Here is a 22,202-nt window from a genome sequence, read left to right on the forward strand (position 1 = left end):
GCGGTGTACTTTTATTACCGTGAGAAGTGATTGCAACACCAGGCCAGGAAGTAGCTTTTATTTAAGGCTGTCTGCTGAGGCTGCAGGTAGAAAACTCGATTGGGGGACATTTCTCTTTTCATGACCGTGAATCTTCTGATCACTACTCTCTTGCCATTTGTAGAAGGCTCCAAGAGTGTAGGAGTATGGAATGCTTTCTGCATGGGAGAACGACCATTTAGGTACATTTTCCTTAAAGTATTTCTCCCAGTCATTCTCAGACATCTTCATGGTGCGATCACGGCGTTCACGGAACTGGAGGTAATTTTCGTGCCGCGTCCAGCCATGCATCATGTCACTTGCTTTAACACGGATTGCATAGGCTTCATCGGTTTCACTGAAGCCTTGAGGCGTAGCAATGGCCGTACGTTTGAAATATTCATCCTGGGTTTCACCCACGCCCAGCCAGCGATTAATCCTGTCAAGGCTTCGACCCAGAGGTCCACCCAGCCATTGAGTCAGCATCTTGTTGTCGTTCATAAAGAAGTCGAAAGTGAGACTCGACGCCAGAGCGAATCCGAAGGTTTGAGCATAGGTAAAACCGGATAAAAGACCATGGGCGTATGTTCCGAAGGTGGCTACCGGGCCCAGCACCAGACCGGCTGTGGCAGAAGCCAGAGTTTTTACTTTTTGTGGTGTCACCCTGTGCAGCAGGGGTACCTGAACCCCTTGCCTGGAACCCATGGATTTCACTATTTCGGGTACCAGGCGGGACATGCTGCGATACATCTGCGGGTTGGCGTTGTACTGTCGGGCAAACAGCATGGAGCCGGTTTTCAGCAAAATGACGGAGGAAGCGGCTTTACCCAATGGCATGGCCAACCCACCCACTTCAGAGATTTTTTCAATTCCACTGTGGTAGGTATATTGGCCGGTTCGGTCAAGATCAACACCATAGTGTTCCAGCCAGTGCTGGAAAGGTGTCAGCATCCTGTGCGCGTAATCGCCTCTGTTGGTCAGATCCAGAAGATACAGGAATGCCATGTTTGAGAGGGACAGTTTGGCAGCCTGAGAGGCGCTATGGGTTACCAGCAGAGGTTTGTAGCTGGAGAAGTACCAGGTGACAGCCTGTACCAGAAAGGCTGAAGGTCTGACCCAGTACTCATTCAGCTGCTGCTCAACCGTTGCAGCATGAGCCTGCATCAATGTGTCATGGATAGCCTTGATCAGTTCTGATTCAGAGAGTCCGGCGGCATTGGCGTAAGGTGTCAGGGTATCCTGAACATTGGCCAGAAACGCTGCCGTCCTGCGGCCATTGCCAAAGGCAATATCGTCAAGAACATAGTTGGCGATGACAGCAAGTGCGTACTCTTTCGTGTCGGCTAAAGGCTCTTTCATACCCGTCGGGTCAGTGGCAGTCACAGCTGCTTTTTTATCTTTCAGGTCCAAATTCAGTCGAGATATTTCGTGCTCATGGAAGGTTTTAGTCTTTTCATCGATCTCTCCGGAATCAGGAATCTCCTTTTTTCTGAGATCCAGATTATTTTGTGCAATATTTTCTTCGACCACTGCCTTGGTCAGTTCCGTACTTTTTCTGTCGTGCTCAACCAGAAGTTTTGTGACCAGAGTGTACTTTTCCCAGGCTAAAGTCAGCTCGTACTCGACTTCATTGGTTTTGTCACGACCATAAGCATCTACATAGGCTTTAAGTGCAGTAGAGAAAGACGATAAATCGTTGCCATTTTCCACCCAGGTGTCCATAGCGTTTATGACAGCTTCGAGTTTCTCAAGCGCTTGACCGATTTCTACGTTGTCCAATGGCTCTTCAGGGGGAGGGGCATCGCCTGCAGGCAGACCCAACCTGGTCTGAATTCGTTTCCTTGCCTGATTGGGAGTCTTTTCGTCTTCATCCGTGACACTGCCCTCGGCGTTAGCAGAAGGCAAAGGTAACACTTGTTCGCGACGAATAGCATCCAGATTATGATTAGCACTGGCCAGCCCGGTTTCAGCTTCTTTTTTAGCATTTGTTCTGGTGTTCTGTTGCTGAAGATGTCGCTGTTGTTCAGTGATCTGAGCTACCTGCTCATTAAGGTGTTGCTTGATGGCCTGACAACGGATTTCCGGGTCCTTTTCGTTATCCGGGATCAGACCGAGCTGACCTTCAATGTCAGCCAAATGATTCTCAGCCGTCTGTACCCGATCGGCCTGTTCTGCTTTTAGTCGCTCCAAGTGTTGTTGAAGGGACCGATAGCGGGCATCCAGATCGCTTTCATTGTCTGGAATGATACCGTGTTTGCTTTCAATGGCTGCCAGTTTTTCTTTTAAAGCTTCTTCCCGGGGCTGTCCTGTTGCAGCAACCGATGCTGAGGCAGTCAATGTTGGTGCAATTGATGTTGATGCAATTGATGTTAGTGCAATTGATGTTGGTGCAATTGATGTTGGTGCAATCGATGTTGGCGCAATAGATGTTGGTGCAATTGATGTCGGTGCAATTGATGTCGGTGCAATTGATGTCGGTGCAATTGATGTCGGTGCAATTGATGTTGCGGAAACCCTTGTTGGGGTAATCGATGTTGCGGCAACCGTTGTTGGGGTAATTGTGATAACGGGTTGCTTGATTTCATGAATTTTCTGGCTGATGAGTCTGGCCTGTTTTTCTGGTGGCTGGGTATCATCCCAGTTATCAATTCCAAGCTCTGCTGCTATTTGAATGTTGTAATCTCGCCTGGCTGCTGCTGTTGCTTCAAGAACTTTTTTTTTCAGGATTGGAATTCGCTCGACTTCCTCCTGAAGATTTCGTATCCAGTTATTCTGTTCTGCCAGCTCTTTTTCGATCTGAGCGTCCTGCTCCCTGATGTGTTGCTGAATGGTCTGGCAACGGACTTCCAGATCCCTGTCGTCAACCGGGATAAGGCCGAGCTGATCTTCAATGTAAGCCATATTATTCAGGATTATCCGATCGGTTAATTCTTCCGGGAGCACACCTTGCTGACAATCAATGTAAGCCAGATTATTCTGGATTATCCGATCAGTTAGTTCTCTCTTTTGTTGCAGGTGCTGTTTAATGGACTGAAGGATACCCAGGTCGTCTTCATTAACCGAAGTAATATCTCGCTTGCCGCCAATGACCGCCGGTTTTGCTTTTGCAGCTTCTTCATCAGGCTTTCTTGTTACGGTAATCCGTTGCTTGATCGCATTAATTTTATCTATGATGAGTCTGGCTTGTTCTTCGGCTGGCCGGGTATCATCCCAGTCATCAATACCAAGCCCTGCTGCCATTTGAGCGTTGCGAACTTTTGTCGCTTTTGCTGCGGCATCATCGGCTTTTTTTTCCAGCTCCGGGATTCGTTTGGTATCCTCCCGAAGTTCATAAACCGTGTTTTTGACCACTTCGAACGTTTGACGAAGCTCTTTAAGCTCAGCCTTAAATTTCTCACTGAGTCGTTCTGGTTCCAGTTCTTCCTCACCGCTGGCAGCGGCCATTGCCTTTATGCTGTGGCCTAATGTTTTGGCTGTCCCGGCGAGTTGCCCGGCGAGTTCGGCCTCTCCTGCCCGCAGCACTTCCATCGTGCTTGCCATCTCAAGCATCTGTTGGCTAATGTCGCCCTCAACTTTGGAGGAAAAGGAGGAAAACTTTTTGCCTTCGCCATCAGCAAAGATCTTCATCGCTTTGTTAACAGAGGATATAAAGCTTTGAATATTGTGAACAAAATTATGGTTGATCAGAAGATTTTTAATTACGGGTTTGAAGCTGAAGTTTTTTATGAGTTGAAACTGCATCCAGATTGGCGTGATGACCAATGAAGCGATTCTGATGTGTCCTGTTGTGAACTCAAACTCATCGGTTTCATCGGCAATAGCACTGTTTAATGCCTGCTGAAAAGACTCATAATAGGTAAGCTCCGACAAGCTATCTTCGTTAAGTTTGGCATTGTACTTTTCAGCCAACTTTGCAGCCAACTCCTCCAGCAGTGCCATCTGCCTGCTTCTAATGACATACTGGTAGTTTCTGACCTTGTCTTTTTTAACCTCTGCAGTGAGTTCTTTAACTTTATATTCTTCCCAGATGACAAGCTGGCTTTCCACAAAAGCGATATCGGTCGGATTCTGTTTCTGACCACGAAAAACAATTATCTCCCCCGAGGCTTGATCCACTTCCAGCTTTGGATAACCAGCGGGCACAGTATAAGCCTGTGTGTCATCCTCGGCGTGTACAACATAGCCGACAGGTCTATGGTACGACAGTAGTTTATTGAGAACTCTCTGTTGTAGTTTTTCCCCCAGAACATGAACCTGGGCATAGGCAGAGGTGGCTGCTGCTAAAAGAGCTTCATCATTAACAAAGAGCGATTGCCCCAGGCGCTGCAGTTCAGGAAGTTGATCGCCTGAAACAATTTGGCGCATAAAAGTGCGCCCGAGCACTTCAACTTTTTTTACTCTAATGGTGGCAAGGGCAACATAGTCATCGCTCGCACCAAGGTTTCCCGCTCTTACATGGGCACCTTTCAGTGCTGCAGCCAGCTGTTCGGGGCCGGCGATTTTTGTTGTCGGATCTATTGGTTGGATGTCACCTGATTGAGCTCGAACGGCCTCAATTGAATTCTGATCAGTCATACCTTTTCTGACTTCAATGACCAGGTGCTTTTCTGCAAGGTTATGGGTGAACTTGAAGACGCCCTCATCACCTACCTTCAGGACTCTGGTATATTTCTGAGCAACGTCATTCTCGTCTGTTTCAAACAGATCAACACTGGCAACGCCACCTTCTATGCCAGCAAGTACGTCTGTGAAGCCTTTAGAAGGAACGTCATAGCCCGCTCTGACTTCAGTTTGATCAGGGTAGGTGGTTGTGAAGGATTTAGGGATGGGTTGCTGGTCATCACCTAAAGTTGGCTGAACCATGACCTCACTATGGATAAACTCCACGTGTCCACTGCCCAGAATATCGACAGATTTTGTCTGCAGCCTGCGATCGGCCAACGCCTGTGTACCAAAGATGGAAGAACCGATTGCAACGGCCACCGCAAGGTGTAATGCATTGGGGCGAGCATTTGTCATTCTGTTACCTCTGGACTGAGTACTTTAACTACCGTGAAAAGTGATTGCCATATTTGGCAGGGGAGCGACTTCTAATCGCTCGTGGCCATCAAATGCCTGTATTTTCCGGAAAGCACACAACAAGAGGGTCTGGATGCAACTGAGGAGTAGCGCTTCTTTCCGGCTCAGTTCACATGGCCATTTAGCCTTGTAAGCGATTGCCAGCGCAGTTTGTAAGCCAGAAAGAAGCTGACAAGTCCACAGGTTTTTATGCTGTTTTCCAGAAAGCGACAATATGTTTCTATCCTCGTCGAGATAAATGGTGGTTTTTAGTTCTTTTACAAATCTCCGGGTCAGAGCCCGAGCTAATCTGCTTCATCGGGATCATAACCTTCGAGTTCTCCCTGATCTTCCATTTCATCAAGATTCGGTTCATAGGGAGCTGGTTCCGGAGTACCGGAGTCATCATCATCAAACATGAACTGTTCAGTTTCGGGTTGATCATCGTCGTCCTCTACTCCGCTTAAGTCTGCATAGTTCACTGAGGCAAAGCCCAATGCCATTAGAATGATCAGGAACGAGGCCCCCGAAATAGCAAAAGCCTGGAGCGTTTTGACAGATAGCCACTTTATTGGCTCGGGTTTCCCGAGGGCGAAGGAAGCATCAGCCTTCCAATTAAATGTCTCTTTTTCTGAATTGACCCTAGGGTCATTCATTTGAGTTGTTTTCTCAGGGGTGGAATACATTTTTTCATACCTCTTCATAGGAGTAATCGGTAGCCCAATCAGAGAGAGAAAGCAGTATGAATTCCTTTATAACGGCTTCCTCTGGATGGCTATGAAGTGAGCATCTGCTGGCTTCTGATATCAGAGTTCGTCCCGGGGATTTTTATCGTCCCCCCGATCTTCATCAAGTTTGAACGCAAGACCAGCGATTGCTGGTTTTACAGCTGCCGGGGGTTCCTCAGGCGCTGCAGTTGGTGTCGCGGCTGTTATCGGCGCAGGTTCAGAGCTTTTCCTTGAGTCGCTTTCTCTGAATTCATCCAATTTAATGGGGGGAATAACTTCAGGCTTTGTCACCGGAGAAGTCTCCGTGGACTCGCAAAGAAGCGCTTCAACTGAAGTCATCACCGGTGTTTCGTGGAGCACTGGCGTGGCACTGCCGGTAGTTGCTTTTTGCCTGGTTGACTCACCGGCTCTTTTCCCCTTATACCCGTTCGTATCAGTATTTAGCCGATCGCCTGAGGCTTCCTGTAGAAAGCTTGATTGAAGGGCATTCCTATCATAATCAACAGGAGCTTTCTTATTATCGGCCTTTTGCCATTCATAGAAGGCACCTAAAGTGTAAGAGTAAGGAACACTTTTTGCATGGGAGAATGACCATTTAGGTACATTTTCCTTGAAGTATTTCTCCCAGCCATTCTCAAACATCATCATGGTGCGATCCCGGCGTTCTCGGAAATGCAGATAATTTTCATGACGCGTCCAGCCAAGCATCCTTTTGCTTGCCTTAACACGGTTTACATAATCCTCACCGGTTTCATTGAAGCGTTGTGGCGTGGCAACAGCCGTGCGTTTCACATATTCAGCGTCCGTTTCACCCACACCTCGCCAGCGATTAATCCTGTCAATACCCCGGCCCAGAGGACCACCCAGCCATTGAGTGAGCATCTTGTTGTCGTTCATGAAGAAGTCAAAAGCAAGACTCGACGCCAGAGCGAACCCAAAGGTTTGAGCGTAGGTAAATCCTGATAACAGACCGTGGGCGTATGCTCCGGCAGTGGAAATCGGACCCAGCACGAGGCCGGCTGTGGCAGAGGCCAGACTTTTCACTGCCTGTGGTGTCACCCGGTGCAGCAGCGGCACCTGAACGCCTTGTCCGGAACCCATGGATTTCACTATTTCAGGCACCAGGCGATAAATGTTGCGATACCTATGGGGGTTGGCGTTGTACTGTCTGGCGAAGAGCATGGAGCCGGTTCTGAGCAGAATGACTGAGGAAATGGCCTTGCCCAATGGCATTGCCAGCCCGCCTGCTTCAGAGAATTTTTCAATTTCTCTGTGGTAGGCATATTGGCCGATTCGGTCAAGATCAACACCGTAGCGTTCCAACCAGTGCTGGAAAGGTGTGAGCATCCTGTGCGTGTAATCCCCTCTGTTGGTCAGATCCATAAGATAGAGGAACGACATACTTGAGAGGGACAGGTCGGCAGCATGCCAGGCGGTGTGGGTCATCAGTAGAGGTTTGTAGCTGGTGTAGTACCAGGTGACAGCCTGAACCAGATAGGCTGAAGGTTTGAGCCAGTATTCATTTAGCTGCTGTTCAACCGCTGCAGCATGTGCCTGCACCAATGTGCTATTGATAATCTCGATCAGCTCTGATTCAGCCAGGCCAGCTGCATTGGCATAAGGTGTCAGGGTATCCTGAACATTGGCCAGGAATGCGGCCGTTTTGCGACCGTTTTCAAAGGCAATATCGTCAAGAACATAGTTGGCGATAACTGCAGCGGCGTACTCTTTTATGCCGGCAATGGACTCTGTCATACCTGCCGGGCCAGCGGCAGTCACAGCCACATTAGCAAAGGCACTCTGCATGAATTCCTCAGCAGCCTTGTTGGACAGCATCTGGACAAAGGCTCTGAAGCGAGGCACATTGACGTTGTGCCTGTAGCCAAGAACGTGTTCAAATTCATCTGCTGGCAGAGAACCATCGATACCTCTGACGGCTTTCATGTAGTTCTCAAGTTCAACCTTGCTGATCAGACCATCACGCAGCAAAGCTATGATCTTGCCACCACTGGCAGAGTGGGCAGCGAAGTATTCCGAGAAGTCTTTCAGGTCCCTTGGTTCGTGTCCGACATAGTGAATACCGGCTGAGCCTATGCCAAAGATTTCGTCGTCATATTCTTGTGCCCCGCTTTTTATCTCATTCCATGCCCTGCTCGTCAGAGTACGGATTTCTTTGAAAACATTCCTGGATTGATCTTCTGAAGGCAGGGGAGGCGGGAAAGCTGTCTTCAGGTTCCTGAAAATTTCCACAATCCGACAGGCTTGTTGAAACGTCAGTTTGCTTCCGGCCCTTGCCTGCAAGCGAATCGGTGCGAAATCATCGTCAAAATTGAAAATCGTGAGGGGGGGCTTACCGCTACTTGATGCTACTATTGTCAGGCCAATGGTGGCCTCAAGAGCTTGTTTTTTGAGAGGGTGTTCCTTCGAGAATTTGTGGATAGCTTCCAGAGCCTTTACCTGTCTCGGCGTGTACTGGAAGGGACCGCCCTCATCTTCGACAGCTTTCTCTGCAGTCTTAAGGACTGCCTTCTTTCTCTCCATATCTGCTTTCACGGCTTTAATCTCGCCTTTCAGACGGGCCTGTTCCTGAGTCAGTAGCTGGATCCTGCCGCCAGTGCCATCGTGTCCGCCAAGTTGTAACTGTCTGTTTCTCAGGGCATTAACCCGGTGTTCACTGGTGTCGGTGGCGTCTGGTTTAAGTCCCACAGTTTTTTCCAGTGGGGCAAGAAACGCTTTATGAAAATCCGTCAGGTCTTCTTCTGCTTTTGATACCTCTTTACTTTTCTGCTCCAGGGCCAGATTCAGCCGCGCTATTTCGTTCTTATGTATGGTTTCAGCCATGTCATCAGTGTTTTCACAACGCTTGATCTCCTCTTTTTTAAGGTCCAGCTTATATCGTGCATTCCTCTCTTCAAGCTGCGCATTGGTTACCTTTAAGTTTTTCTTGTCGTGGTCAATCAGGAATTGCCTGACCTGAGAGTTCTTTGTCCGGGTTAAAGCCAGTTCACCCAATGATCCAAAGGGTATATAGGTTTTGTCCAGATCATGGGTGTTTTTGTTCAGAACGACCATAAAGTCATCAGCTTCTTCCGTAAAACTGAGGACATTTCCTTTTATCTCAATGTTCCTGTTTGTTTTGGCTCTCAGTTGCTCAACGATGTTATCCCGCTGTTCCTGACTGCAACCCCGCAGGTAATGTTTGACGCTCTCCAGTCGTTCTTCAGGGGGTTGTGAGTCACCTGCACCCAGACCCAGGTGGGTCTGAAATTCTTTCATTGCCCGGTTGACAATCGTTTTGTCTTCATCCGAAAGGTGCTGCTGGTTGGCAAGGCTCCTCGCAAATACCACGTGTTTGCCACGAATCTCATACAGCTTGCGATTAACTACGGCCAGTCGACTTTCAGCTGATTTTATTGCACGCCTGGCCTTAGCCAGATCACGATCAAGAACGTATCGGGGTTTAGGTCCCAGACGAGCGATTTGCTTGTCAAGCTCATTTTCAATGGTTGCGATACGCTCGTTAACGCCAGGCTGACCCGCTTTGAAAACTTCTTCATCCAGCTGATCAAGTTTTGCGCCAATTAGACTCTTTTGTTCGTTTATACTGGCACGATATCTATAGTTCTTAATGTTAAGTCGATCAGCAATTTGATTGTTACTGATTCTTTTGCCGCCTTCATCGTCATAGATTTCGTTTACTTCTTCTCTTAATGCCTGAATTTTGCCTCTGAGAGCATCCTTCTGGTCAGAAAGGTTATCATCCTGTTCAAACTCCAAGTGCAGATCACCGGCCAGTTTAGCCGTGAAAGCTTTGCCTTTTTCTATAGCAGCAGGGTTATTATGAGAGTTGATCGCCAGCTGGTCTTCTATAGCCAAAAGGTATTCTGCCTGCTTTTCTATGGCTCGCTGATCAGACTCTTCGATTACAAAGGCAAGACGCTCACGAATTGTGATGAGTTTGAGATCCGTCTCTAACAGATCTCCCTTCAGTGCCTCCAGATCATGTCTGTCCAGCTCACACCAGAGGATCTCGATCATTTCAACCAGCTTGTAATTTGATATATCACCGCCATCAAGTCTTGTACGAACCCTTTCCAGTCTTGCTGCTTTGTCATCATCTGCATTGCTTTGGATGTCTAATACTTTTTCCAGAAACTCCAGTTCAATCAGGGCATTTTGCGCTGACCGCTGTTTGGCTTCTGTGATGAACATCCGTATACCTTCAGAAACAGCCTGACGATGGAAATACACATCGTCCTCTTCACGGTAAAGCCGCTCCAGCTTCAGGACTCTTTCCACGGCAAAAAGTGTCCCAATGACTTCAGGCATGGCTTTGGGGTGGCCTGGTGTTCTGATGTCTTCCAGCTCTTGTTCCAGCTTTTTTTCGTACTCTGAAAGCTTTAAGAGCTTGTCTTGTAATGTTGACTCCGGGATGGCGTGATTTTGCAGTGTGCTGTCTTCATTCGGATCAATAGCAAGAGGCTTTGCCAGAGAATCTATAATGGCCAGGGTGCAAGAATGCTCTGTATTGCGTTGAAAGCCCATTCTATAAAGTTGTTGATGCAGACATTGCAGATGAACATTTATTCTTTTAAATGTTTGAATCAGAGAGGCTTGTTGAACCTCATCAGCTCCATCGCTGTCAACATCCTGAGGGTTTAAATGAGCGGTAATGGACGCATAGCGGGCTTTGATTTCAGCTTCTCTTTTAGCATCTGTTTCAGCCTGTGTCAGGGTGCTCTGTCGCTGAAGATGTTGTTGATTGATCTGAACTTCTTGGGCCTTGAGGTGGTGATGAAGGGTCTGGCGATAGACTTCGGGATCCTTTTTATTATTAGGGGCCATATCCAGCAGACCTTCAATCATAGCCAGATTATTCAGGATTGCCTGATCGGTTTGTTCCAGTATTTCCTGCAGGTGCGGTTGAAGGAACCGATAGCGGGCATCCGGATCGTTTTCATCGTCTGGAGACATATCTTGCTTTCTATTAATGGCTGCCAGTTTTTCCTTTAAAGTTTCTTCCCGAAAATGTGCTTTTGCGGCTCCTGTTGCGATAACCGGTGTTGTGGCAAGAGGTGTTGCGCTAACCGGTGTTGGGACAATCGATGCAGTGGCAAGAGGCTTTGTGCTAACCGGCGTAGTGGCAATGGATCTTGCGCTAACCGATTGCTTGACTTCATGAATTTTATGGCTGATAAGTCCGGGTTTTTTTTCTGGTGCCTGGGTATCATCCCTGTCATCAATACCAGGGTCTGCTGCCCGTTGGGTGTTATCAGTTTTTCCGGCCTCTTCGCCGGTATCACGAAGTTGTTGTTGCAGTTTTGGATGAGGCAGAGCTTCCAGTTGAAGATTTATTTTAATAAGTTTTTGAAGCAGGCGTTCTTGTTGATCTTCAACATCTGCATTGCTATCAAAATTCTGAATGTTTAAATAAGCGGCAATACTTGCATATTGGGCTTTGATTTCAGTCTTTGTCTTTGTGAACTGTTGCAGAAGATGCCGTTGTTGAGCGATCTGAGTATCCTTCTCCTTAAGGCGTTGCTTAATGGCATGACTACGGACTTCCGGGTCAATTTCGTTATCCGGGACCAGACCGAGCTGACCTTCAATCTTAGCCAGATTATTCTCGACTGCCCTCCTTAAATCGTTTTTTTCTGCCTTTTCTTGCTGCAGGTGCTGTTGCAGAAACCGATAGCGGGCATCCAGATCGTTTTCATTGTCTGGAGTAATCTTGTGCTTGCTCTCAATGGCCGTAAGTTCTTCCTTGACAGCTTCTTCCCGGGACTGTGCTGTTGCTGCAACCGATGTGGTGGCAACCGGCGTTCTGGTAACCGGTGTTGGGGCAATTGATGTTGCGGTAACCGGTTGCCTGATTTCAAGAATTTTTTCTCTGATAAGTCTGAATTGTTCTTCTATTGGCTGGGTATCATCCCAGCCATGGATACCAAGCACTGCCGCCAGTTGAGAGTTGTATTTTTGAGTTTTTGTTGCAACTTTGTCACGAGCTTCTCTTTTCAGAATTGGAATTCGATCGACTTGATTCTTAATAAGCTGTATCCAGTTTCTGCGTCTTTCCAGCTCATTTAGATTGTTTATATATTGTTGTTCGATCTCAACTGACCGCTCCTCAGTGCGCTGCTGAATACCCCGGAGACGGGCTTCAAGGTCGTCTTCATCGTTCGGAACCAGGCCAAGCTTGTCTTCAAAAAAAGACAGTCTTTCCTGGGCCTCCTCATCGGTTGGTGCTTCGTTCTGTTGCAGTAGCCGTCGCTGTTGAACGAATTCAAAGGTATCCAGATCGTCTCCATTGATTGTAGTAATACTGCGTTTGCCGCCAATGGCGGCCGGTTTTGCTGTTGCAGCTTCTTCATCAGGCTGTCCTGTTGCCGCAACTGATGGTTTCATCCCATCAATTTTTTTTCTAATAAGTCTGGCTTGTTCTTCGGATGACTGGGTATCATCCCAGTCATCAATATCAAGCTCCGCTGCCAGTTGAGCGTTACGAGCTTTTGTGGCATCTGCTCTGGCATCACGAACTTGTTGTTCCAGCTCTTGAATTCGATCGGCTTCTTGCTCAAGTTGATTCTGAACAGGCTGTCGAACGATCTCGGTTGCCTGCTGCTTAAGGTGCTGCTGAATGGCCTGGTGTCGGGCTTCAAGGTCATCTTTGTTTTCCGGAACCAGACCAAGATAATTCTCAAAGATAGTCAGCCTTTCCTGTACTTCCCGTTTGGGTAGTATTATTTCTTGTTGTTGTAGCCGTTGTTGAATGAACAGAAGGGTGTTCGGATTGTATTTATTGACCGAAGCAATACCGCGCCGACCACCAATGGCTGTTGGTTCTGCTGATAGAGCTTCTTCATCAGACTGCCCTGCTGCTGCCATTGATGCGTATATTTCACTAAATTTTTTTACTATGAGTCCGAATTGTTTATCGAGTGGCAGGTTATCATCCCAGTCATCAATACCAAGCTTTGATGCTGTATGAGCGTAGTGAGCTTTTCTGCCATTTCTCCTGACAGTATGAAGTTGCTTTTGCAGCAGTGGAACCTGATCGGCTTTCTCCAGAAGTTTCATTACCCACTCTTTCTGTTCATTCGGCTCAAAGTGTCCAGGAATGCTCTGGTGAAGGGCTTCCAGCTGGTCTTCATTGGCCAAAATAAGACGACGCTTGTTTCCAATGTCTGACGGTTGTGCTTTTTCCGTTTCTTCATCGGTCTGCTCTGTTGCGGCAAACGGTAGTTTGATTTCCTGAATTTTTTTTCTGATGAGTCTTGCTTGTTCTTCGAGTGGCAAGGTATCGTCCCAATTATCAATACCAAGTTCTGCTGCCGTTTGAGCATTGCGATCTTTTGTGGCGTCTGCTCTGGCATCATGTACTTGTTCTTCCAGCTCTTGAATTCGATTGGATTCTTGCTGAAGTTTCTCTAACCAGATTTTCTGTTCTTCCTGCTTTTTTTGATTCTGAAGTTGTTGTTGCACGATCTCAGGTCCCTGCTGCTCAGGGGGCTGTTGAATGGTTCGGTGAGGGACTTCAAGTTCTGCTTCGTTGTCCGGGATCAGGCCGGTTTGACTTTCAGTGATAGCTTGTTCGTGGAGGCCCCAGGACATTTCAGCCTTTTGCAGGAACTGTTGAATGTAATGAAAGCGGGCTCCCAGATCTTCTTTAAGGCCCCCGGTAAGATCGAACTGACTTTCAATGGCTGCCAGTTTTACTTTTACAGCATCTTCATCAGACTGTTCCATTGCGGCATAGGTTGCGGCCAGCGACTGGTTGATTTCATGAAATTTTATTCTGATGAGTCTGGCTTGTTCTTCCAGTGGCTGGCTATCGTCCCAGTTATCAATACCAAGCTTTGCTGCTACTTCAATGTTGTGTTCTTCTGCAATGGCTCTGGCAATACCAACATTTTTTTCCAGCTGCTGAATTCGTTTGGCTTCCTGCTGAAGTTTCTCTAACCAGTTTTTCAGTTCTTCCTGCTCTTGTTGATTCTGACCATGTTGTTGTACGGCCTCAAGTCTCTGCTGCTGAAGGTGCTGAAGAATGGTCTGGTAACGGGCTTCAAGGTCATCTTCATTTTCCGTAACCAGGCCGAGCTGACCTTCAAAGATTGCCAGATTTTTTCGGAATTCCTCACTGTTTTTTTGCAGCTGCATTTCAATGAATTGAAGGGCACTCAGATTGTCCTTATTGACTAAAGCCATATTGGGCTCGCCATCAATGGCTGCCGGTTTTGCTTTTAAAGCTTCTTCATAAGACTTTGCTGTTGCGGCGACCGGTCTGTAGATTGTGTGAATGTTTTCTTTGATGAGTCTTTCTTGTTCTTCTATTAGCGGGGTATCATCCCGGTTATCAATACCCAGCTTCTGTACTTGTTGAATATTATAAGCTTTCGTGGCATCTGCTCTGCCATCACGAATTTGTTGCTCCAGCCTGAGAATTCCTTTGATCTCCTGCTGAATTTCTCCTGACGGGTTTTGCAGTTCATCCCTCAATTTACGATTTTCTGCAAGCGTATCCTCTACTTGTCGCTTGAGTTGAAGTGCTCTGAGTTTTTTCTCTACAATGGTGGAGGTTTTCTTCATTGTGAGCTTTAACTGGTCTCTAAGCCGGGTGAGTCCGCGTGCTTCTGTTTGCAGCTCTTTCTGCATGTTTTCCATCTCAACCAGCTGTTTGGAAATGATGCTGGCAAACTTTCTCTTGACCCCGGGATCACCATTCCGGGCCTGGTTGATACCGGTTACCACTTGCTGAATATCCTGAATAAAGAGCTGATTAGCCAGAAGATCTTTAATTATGGGTTTAAAGCTGAAGTGTTTTTCGAGTTGATTCTGTATCCAGGTTGTCGTCGCCACTGACGAAGCCTGTCTGATGTCTTCTATCGTTAATTCAAAATCATCGGCTTGATCCGGTCTGGCATTGGTCAACGCCTGCTGGAGAGATTCATAGTATGCAAGCGTAATCAGTTCAGCTCTGCCAACTACAGTATCATACTGTTCAGCCAACTCCTCCAGCAGTTCCATTTGCCTGTTTCGGATGACGTACTGGTAGCTTTTGACCTTATCTTTTTTTATCTTTGCTGTTACTGGAGTGGGGTTGTTGGCGTCATCTTCTTGCCAGAGGTTGTAGAGGCCTTCCACAAAGGCGATGTCGGCCGGATTTTGTTTCTGAGAGCGGAAAACAATAACGCCCCGCCGGATCTCTTCCACTTCCAGCTTTGGATAACCGGCTGACAAACGATAAGACTGTGATTCGTCCTCAAAATGAAGAACATAGCCGACGGGCTGATGGTATGACAACAGATCATTCAGGGCTTCCTTTTGTAAATCTTCCCCCAGAACATGAACCTGGGTATAGGCAGAGGTGGCTGCAGCGAAAAGCGCCTCATCATTAACAAAGAGCGATTGACCCAGGCGCTGCAGCTTAGGCTGATCGCCTGCTACGATAAGTCGCATGAAGGTGCGCCCTTCTACGTCCACTTCGTCTACTTCAATGGTGGCAAGGGCAACGAAGTTATCAACTTCGCCAAGGTTTCCCGATCTTTCATTGGCGCCTTTCAGTATTGCGGTTAACTGTTCGGGGCCGGCAACTTTCGTTAATGGTTCTAATGGTTGGGTGTCGCCTAATTGAGTTCGAATAGCTGCAATTGAATTCTGATCGATCATTCCTTTTCTGACTTCAATGACCAGCTCCTTTTCGGCGAGATTATGGGTGAATCTGAAGACTCCTTCATTGCCAACCTTGAGGACTTTTGTGTATTTTTGGGCAATGTCATTCTCGTCTGTTTCAAACAGATCAACGTTGGAAACGCCACCCTCGATGCCGGAAAGAACCTCTGTGAAGCCTTCAGAAGGAACGTCGAAGCCTCTTCTGACCTGAGCCTGATCAGGGTAGGTGGTGGTAAAGGATTTGGGGATTGGCTGCAGGTCATCATCTAACGTTGGCCGAACTATGACCTCGCTACGCGTGAATTCCGCATGTCCATTGTCTGGAATATTGATCGATTTCGTTTGTAGCTTGCGTTCGGCGAGTGCCTGTGTACCAAAGATGGAAGAACTGATTGCAACGGCCACTGCAAGGCTTAATGCATTGGGGCGAGTATTTGTCATTCTACTACCTCAGAGTTGAATGCTTTGCTTACTGTGAAAATTGACTGCCGAACCGGGCGAGGAGGCAGCTTTCACTCGCTCATGGCGGATAATCGCTCATGGCAGTTTCGGTAAGCTGTTGAGAGAATTTAGTTCACAGTGGCAAATCCGGTTAGCTACTGAGCAAATTTAGTTCACAGTAGTAAAGTGCAGTGGCAGTAAAATTGAGTGACTTTTCAGGGAAGGAATACATTCATACCTTTTAGCAGGGCTTAATCAACAGCCTGGTGTGAAAGAAGCCAGCCAGTGCTGCTTTCACGGCTGTGGTTTTTTTCCAGACGCTGCACTACTTCTGATAGTTGATGTGGCTTGAAGAGCATTTCTCTTGTCATGAAAAGTAGCTGTCTTACCATCGCCCTGTTGCAATGTATAGAAGGCACCCAGAGTGTAGGAGTAAGGAATGCTTTCTGCGTGGGAGAAAGACCATTTAGGCACACTTTCCCTGAAGTATTTCTCCCAGCTATTCGCAAACAGTTTCATGGTGCGATCTCGGCGTTCGCGGAACTGCAGGTAATTTTCGTGTCGAGTCCAGCCATACATCGTGCCCTGGGCTTTAACACGATTTGTATACTCTTCATCGGTTTCACTGAAGCGTTGAGGCATGACTACAGAGGTACGTTTCACATACTCATCGTCCGTTTCACCCAGGCCTGTCCAGCGATTAATCTCATCCAGACTGCGGCCCAGAGGACCACCCAGCCACTGAGTGAGCATCCTGTTGTCGTTCATAAAGAAGTCGAAAGCGAGACTCGACGCCAGCGCGAATCCGAAGGTTTGGGCATAGGTAAACCCTGATATAAGGCCGTGGGCGTATGCTCCGACAGTGGCTACTGGGCCCAGCACGAGGCCGGCTGTGGCCGAGGCCAGAGTTTTTACTTTTTTTGGCGTCACCCTGTGCAGCAGCGGTATCTGAACTCCCTGTCCGGAACCCATGGATTTCACTATTTCCGGCACCAGACGGGAAATGCTGCGATACATCTGCGGGTTGGCGTTGTACTGTCTGGCAAACAGCATGGAGCCGGTTCTCAGCAGAATGACGGAGGAAGCGGATTTACCCAATGGCATGGCCAGCCCACCTAATTCAGAGATTTGTTCAATTCCACTGTGGTAGACATATTGCCCGGTTCGATCAAGATCAACACCATAACGTTCCAGCCAGTGCTGGAAAGGTGTCAGCATCCGATGCAGGTAATCACCCCTGTTGGTCAGATCCAGAAGATAGAGGAACGACATGTTTGAGAGGGATAGCTCAGCAGCCTGCCAGGTGCTGTGGGTGGTCAGCAGGGGTTTGTAGCTGGAGAAGTACCAGGTGACAGCCTGTACCAGAAAGGCTGAAGGCTTGACCCAGTAATCCAGTAGCTGTCGTTCAACCGCTGCGGCATGGGCCTGTATTAATGTGCCATGAACAGTTTCGATCAGGTCTGATTCAGATATTCCGGCAGCATGGGCATAAGGCTTCAGGGTATCCCGGACATTGGTCAGGAAGGCTGCCGTCCTGCGACCGTTTTCAAAGGCAATATCGTCAAGAACGTAGTTGGCGATGACCGCAGCTGCGTACTCTTTCATGCCGGCAACAGACTCTTTCATACCCGTCGGGCCAGTGGCTGTGACAGCTATGGGGTCAAAGGCACTTTGCATGAATGCCTCAACAGCCTTATCGGACAACATCCGGACAACCTTCTTGAAGTTGGGTACATGGACGTCGTGTTTGTAGCCAAGGAAGTGTTCAAATTCATCCACTGTCTGATAACCATCGACACCTCTGATGGCCTTCATGTAGTTCTCAAGCTCAATCTTGCTGATCAGGCCTTCCCGCAGCAGGGTAATGATCCTGTCACCACTGACAGAGTGGGCAGCGAAGTATTCCGAAAAGTCTTTCAGGTCCCCTGGTTTATGCTCGACGAAGTGAGTGGCTCTTTTACCCATGCCATGAATTTCGTTGTCGTATTGTTGAGTCCCGGTTTTTATCTCATTCCTGGCCCTGAGCGCCAGATTCTGGACTTCTTCAATGACATTCTGAGGCTGATCATCTGCGGGCTCGAAAGGGAAGCTCGTCTTCAGGCTCTTGAAGACTTCCACCATCCGACCGGCCTGATCAAATATCAGATCGTCTCCGACCAGCGCCTGCAGGCGAAGCGGTGCAAATTCACCGTTAAAATCAAACGTCGCAAGTCTGGGTATTGTTTTACCGCTGTTGACTGCTAAGTCTGCCAGGCCCAGTGCTGCATCCAGAGCCTGTTGCCTGAGAGGGTGCTGCTGTGTGAAGGTGTCCATATCGGTCAGAATTTTTACCTGTCTTGGCGTGAACTGGAAGGGACCGCCGTCATTTTCGACGGCTTTCTCTGCAGCCCTCAGAACTTCCTTCATTCTCTCAATGTTTGCTTCCCTGACTTCAATCTCACTTTCCAGACGGGCCTGCTCCTGAGTCAGTTGCTGGATCTTGCCGCCAGAACCATCATTACCGCCCAGTTTTACCAGCCTGTTTCTCAGTGCATTAACCCGGTGTTCATTGGTGTCAGTGGCGTCTGGTTTAAGACCCATGGTTTTTTCCATGGGGTCAAGAAACGTTTTATGAAAATCGATCAGGTCCTCTTCTGCTTTTGATGCCGCTTCACTTCTCTGCTCCAGGGCTGTATTCAGCAGGGTTATTTCGTTCTTATTTTCGGTTTCAGCCTTCTCACCGGTGTTTCCAAAACGCTTGATCTCCTCTTTTTTAAGGTCCAGACTTTCTTGCGCGTTCCTCTCTTCAAGCCGTGCATTGGTCAACTCACTGTTTTTCTTGTCGTGAACACGCAGTAGTTGCCTGACCCGAAAGTACTTTTTCCTGAGTGAAGGCAGTTCACCCAATCGTTCATCGAATTCATGGGTTTTGTCTTGATCATGATTATCTCTTCTGCCCCGAATGACAATAAAGTAATCAGCATCTTCCGATAAAATTTCGTCATTTCCTTTTATCTGGGTGTTGGTATTTGTTTTGCCTACCCGTTGCTCAACGATTAAATCCCGTTTCTCTTTGCTGTATCCCGACAGGAAATCTTTGACATCCTCCGTTATCTCTTCAGGGTGTTGTTCGTTACCTGCATCCAGCGCCAAGTCGGTCTGAGATTCTTTCATTACCTGATTGATAACTGTGTCGTATTTATCCGAGATATGTCGGAGGTCATCACGACTCCCGGCAAATAACACGTTTTTGCCACGAAGCGTATTCAGTTTTCGATGAACATCTGTTAGCTCTGTTTCAGCTTTTTGTATTGCTTGTCTGGCTCTGGCTACCTCACGATCAAGAACGTATCGGGGTTTAGGTCCCAGGTGGGCTAATTGTCTGTCAAGTTCTGTATCAATGGCTGTGATATGCTCATTAATACTGACAATACCTGCTTTGGAAACTTCTTCATTCAGCTGTTGTAGTTTTCCTTTAATTAGAATTTTTTGGTCGTCTATGCTGGCGTCATCTTTATAGACCTCAATGTTGAGTTGAGAAGCAATTTCATTGTTTCTGCGTCTTCTGACATCTTCATCGCCATAGGCTTCGTCTACTTCTGTCATCAATGACAGAATTTTGTTTGCAATAACATACTTGTTGTCGTACAGGTAGTCATTGTTTTCAATATTTAACCCCAGATCATTGGCCAGTTTAGCAACGAAAGCTTTGCCTTTTTCTATAGCTCCATAGTTTATATTGGAGGAGATAAGCAGAACGTGCTCTACAACTTCAAGCAGGTCTTTCTGTTGTTTAAAGACTCGCGCATCTGTGTTTTCGACATGGTAGGTAAGATGCCCTTGAATCTTCCTGAGTTTTGATGCCTTTTTTACGCTCGCAGGTATGATCTTTTCTTTTGAGAGGGCATGTTCTATCGTATTCAGCGTGTCTTCTGAGACATCATTGCTGTCAAGTTTTGTACGAACCCTTTCAAGCCTTGCTGTTTTGTGATCGTCTTTGTTGACTTGGATTTTGAATATTTCTTCTACTGTTTGCAGTATTTTAAGAGCATCTTCCTCTGCCTGCTGTCTGATTTTTATGATGTATGTCTGAATTTCTTCAGAAATGGCTTGACGACGGTGATACACGTCATCGACGCTATCGGGGTCATCCATATTCAGGGTTCTTTCCACGGCGGTCAGTTTCCCAAGTACTCCATATTTATTGCTATCAAAATTCATGGTGTTTAAATGACTGGCAATGGCTGTATAGTGGGCTTTGACTTCTGCTTCTCTTTCAGCATCTGTTTGGGTGCCCTGTTGCTGAAGATGTTGTTGGTCAGTAACTACCAGTTTTGTATTTAGAGTTTCTTTATCGGGCTTTTCTGTTGCAGCCAACAATTGCATGATTTCATGAATTTTCTTTCTCATGAGTCTGTTTTGTTTTTCTGTTGGCTGGGTATCATCCCAGTTATCAATACCAAGCTCTGCTGCTATTTCAGCGTTAAGCGCTTTTGTGACATCTGCTCTGATAGTACGAACTTGTGTTTCCAGCTCCGGGATTCGTTGAGCATCCAGCAGAAGTTTCAGTTCCAGATTTTCCAGATATTCCAGTTCGACATGAATCTTTGCAAGCTCATCCTTAACTTCCCAATAGCGTTGTTGCTCCTCTCTCAGCTTTTCCTTACGACTGGGACTGGTTACTTCGATTCTGCACTTTAAGTAGTTATGAAGTCTTAAGAGGTCACTTTCTTTTGCGTACAGTTTGTCCAGTTTATTAAGCAGCTGTCTGTTCATGTCTCCTATGACTCTGGCAGCAAACTTTTTGTCCTTCTCACGATGACTGGTCTGCGCCTGGCTGTCATCGTTGTTAACGGGTACAACACTCTGAATATTTTGGACAAAATGCGGGTTAATCAGAAGATTTCTGAATACGGGTTTGAAGTTGAAGTGTTCTATGAGTTGAGAATGCAGCCATTGTGGCGTGATGACCGACGAAGCAACCCTGATGTGTTCCAAGGTGAATTCAAATTCAGGGACCTGAATCGAACGAGCTGGAGCATTACTGGCCAAAGCCTGCTGGAGGTATTCATAGTGAGCAAGTGCATCTATTGCCAGTTTATCTTCGTTTGTCAGCGTCGTCGGTTGATCATCGTGAACGACAGCATCGTGCCGCGCAACATACTCCTCAAGTATTGCCATCTGCCTGCTTCGAATAACGTGCTGGTAGTTTCTGACCTCATGTTTTTTAACCTTTGCTACCACTGCAGGGACGGGGTTATTACCCTCAACTTCTTTCCAGAGGTAATAGAGGTTACAGAGCTTTTCTACAAAGGCTATATCATTCGGACTCAGTCTCTGACCATGGAAAACAATCTCCTTCCCCGAAGCTTCTGCTACTTCAAGTTTTGGATAACCCGCAGGCACAGGATAAAACTTTGTGTCATCGTCGACGTGTACAACATAGCCAACGGGTTTGCTGTGGGCCATGAGTTCCTTAAGGGCCTGCTGTTGTAAGTCCTCTCTCAGGACATGAACCTGGATATAGGCAGAGGTGGCTGCTGTCAGAAGGGCCTCGTCATTGATAAAGAGTGACTGACCCAGACGCTGCAGTGCAGGGGGCTGATTCCCCGAAGCGATAAGACGCATGAAAGTACGTCCATACACTTCAACTTTTTCTACTTCAATGGTGGCAAGGGCAATATAGTGATCATTGGCGCCCAGCTTTCCTTTTCTATCGTAGACAGCTGCCAGCAATTCAGCCAGTTGCAGGGGGGCGGCGATTTTCGTTAACGGTTCTAATGGTTGCTCGGCATGAAATGCACGAACAGCATTAATTGAATCCTGATCGGTCATTCCGGCTCTGACTTCAATGAACAGTTTCGTTTCTTCAAGGTTATGGGTGAACCTGAAGACTTCCTCATCATCTAACTTCAGGACTTTGGTGTATTTTTGAGCAACGCCATTGTCGCCTGTTTGAAACAGATCAACACTGGAAACTTCGCCTTCAACATTAGAAATTATTTGTGTAAAGCTTGGAGTAGGGAGGTGATAGCAGTTTTCTCTGTCGATAGTATAAGGGTAGGTGGTTGTAAAGGAGTTGGGTATTGGCTGCTGGTCAAGACCTAAAGTTGGTCGAACCATGACTTCACTGTGGGGAAACTCCTCATGTCCACTGGCCTGAATATGGATAGATTTGGTCTGCAGCCATCGATCAGCCAGTGCTTGTGTGCCAGTGAAGGACGAGCCGATTACAGCGATTACAGCAAGGCTTAAAGCATTGGGGCAAGCATTTGTCATTCTACTACCTCGGAGATGAGTACACCGATT

Annotated in this window: 5 protein-coding genes; all 5 read right to left on the reverse strand. The window is 47.2% G+C overall.

Annotated features, from left to right (window positions below):
* Positions 1 to 57 precede the first annotated feature (57 nt).
* Positions 58 to 5,037 carry a hypothetical protein gene (locus P6910_RS08205; RefSeq protein WP_317145784.1) on the reverse strand — a complete coding sequence of 1,660 codons (4,980 nt, stop codon included), beginning with the start codon at positions 5,035 to 5,037 and terminating at the stop codon, positions 58 to 60.
* Positions 5,038 to 5,061: 24 nt separating this feature from the next.
* Entirely contained in the window at positions 5,062 to 5,310 is a 249-nt protein-coding gene (locus P6910_RS08210; protein ID WP_317145785.1) for a hypothetical protein, read from the reverse strand.
* A 71-nt stretch (positions 5,311 to 5,381) separates the two neighbouring features.
* Positions 5,382 to 5,732 carry a hypothetical protein gene (locus P6910_RS08215; protein WP_317145786.1) on the reverse strand — a complete coding sequence of 117 codons (351 nt, stop codon included), beginning with the start codon at positions 5,730 to 5,732 and terminating at the stop codon, positions 5,382 to 5,384.
* 150 nt (positions 5,733 to 5,882) lie between these two features.
* Positions 5,883 to 15,914 (reverse strand): hypothetical protein, encoded by a 10,032-nt coding sequence (locus tag P6910_RS08220; protein WP_317145787.1) that lies wholly within the window; start codon positions 15,912 to 15,914, stop codon positions 5,883 to 5,885.
* Positions 15,915 to 16,208: 294 nt separating this feature from the next.
* Positions 16,209 to 22,172: a hypothetical protein gene (locus P6910_RS08225; protein WP_317145788.1), complete on the reverse strand. Its 5,964-nt coding sequence runs from the start codon at positions 22,170 to 22,172 to the stop codon at positions 16,209 to 16,211.
* Positions 22,173 to 22,202: the final 30 nt, after the last annotated feature.

Source organism: Endozoicomonas sp. 8E (assembly GCF_032883915.1).
GTDB lineage: Bacteria > Pseudomonadota > Gammaproteobacteria > Pseudomonadales > Endozoicomonadaceae > Endozoicomonas_A.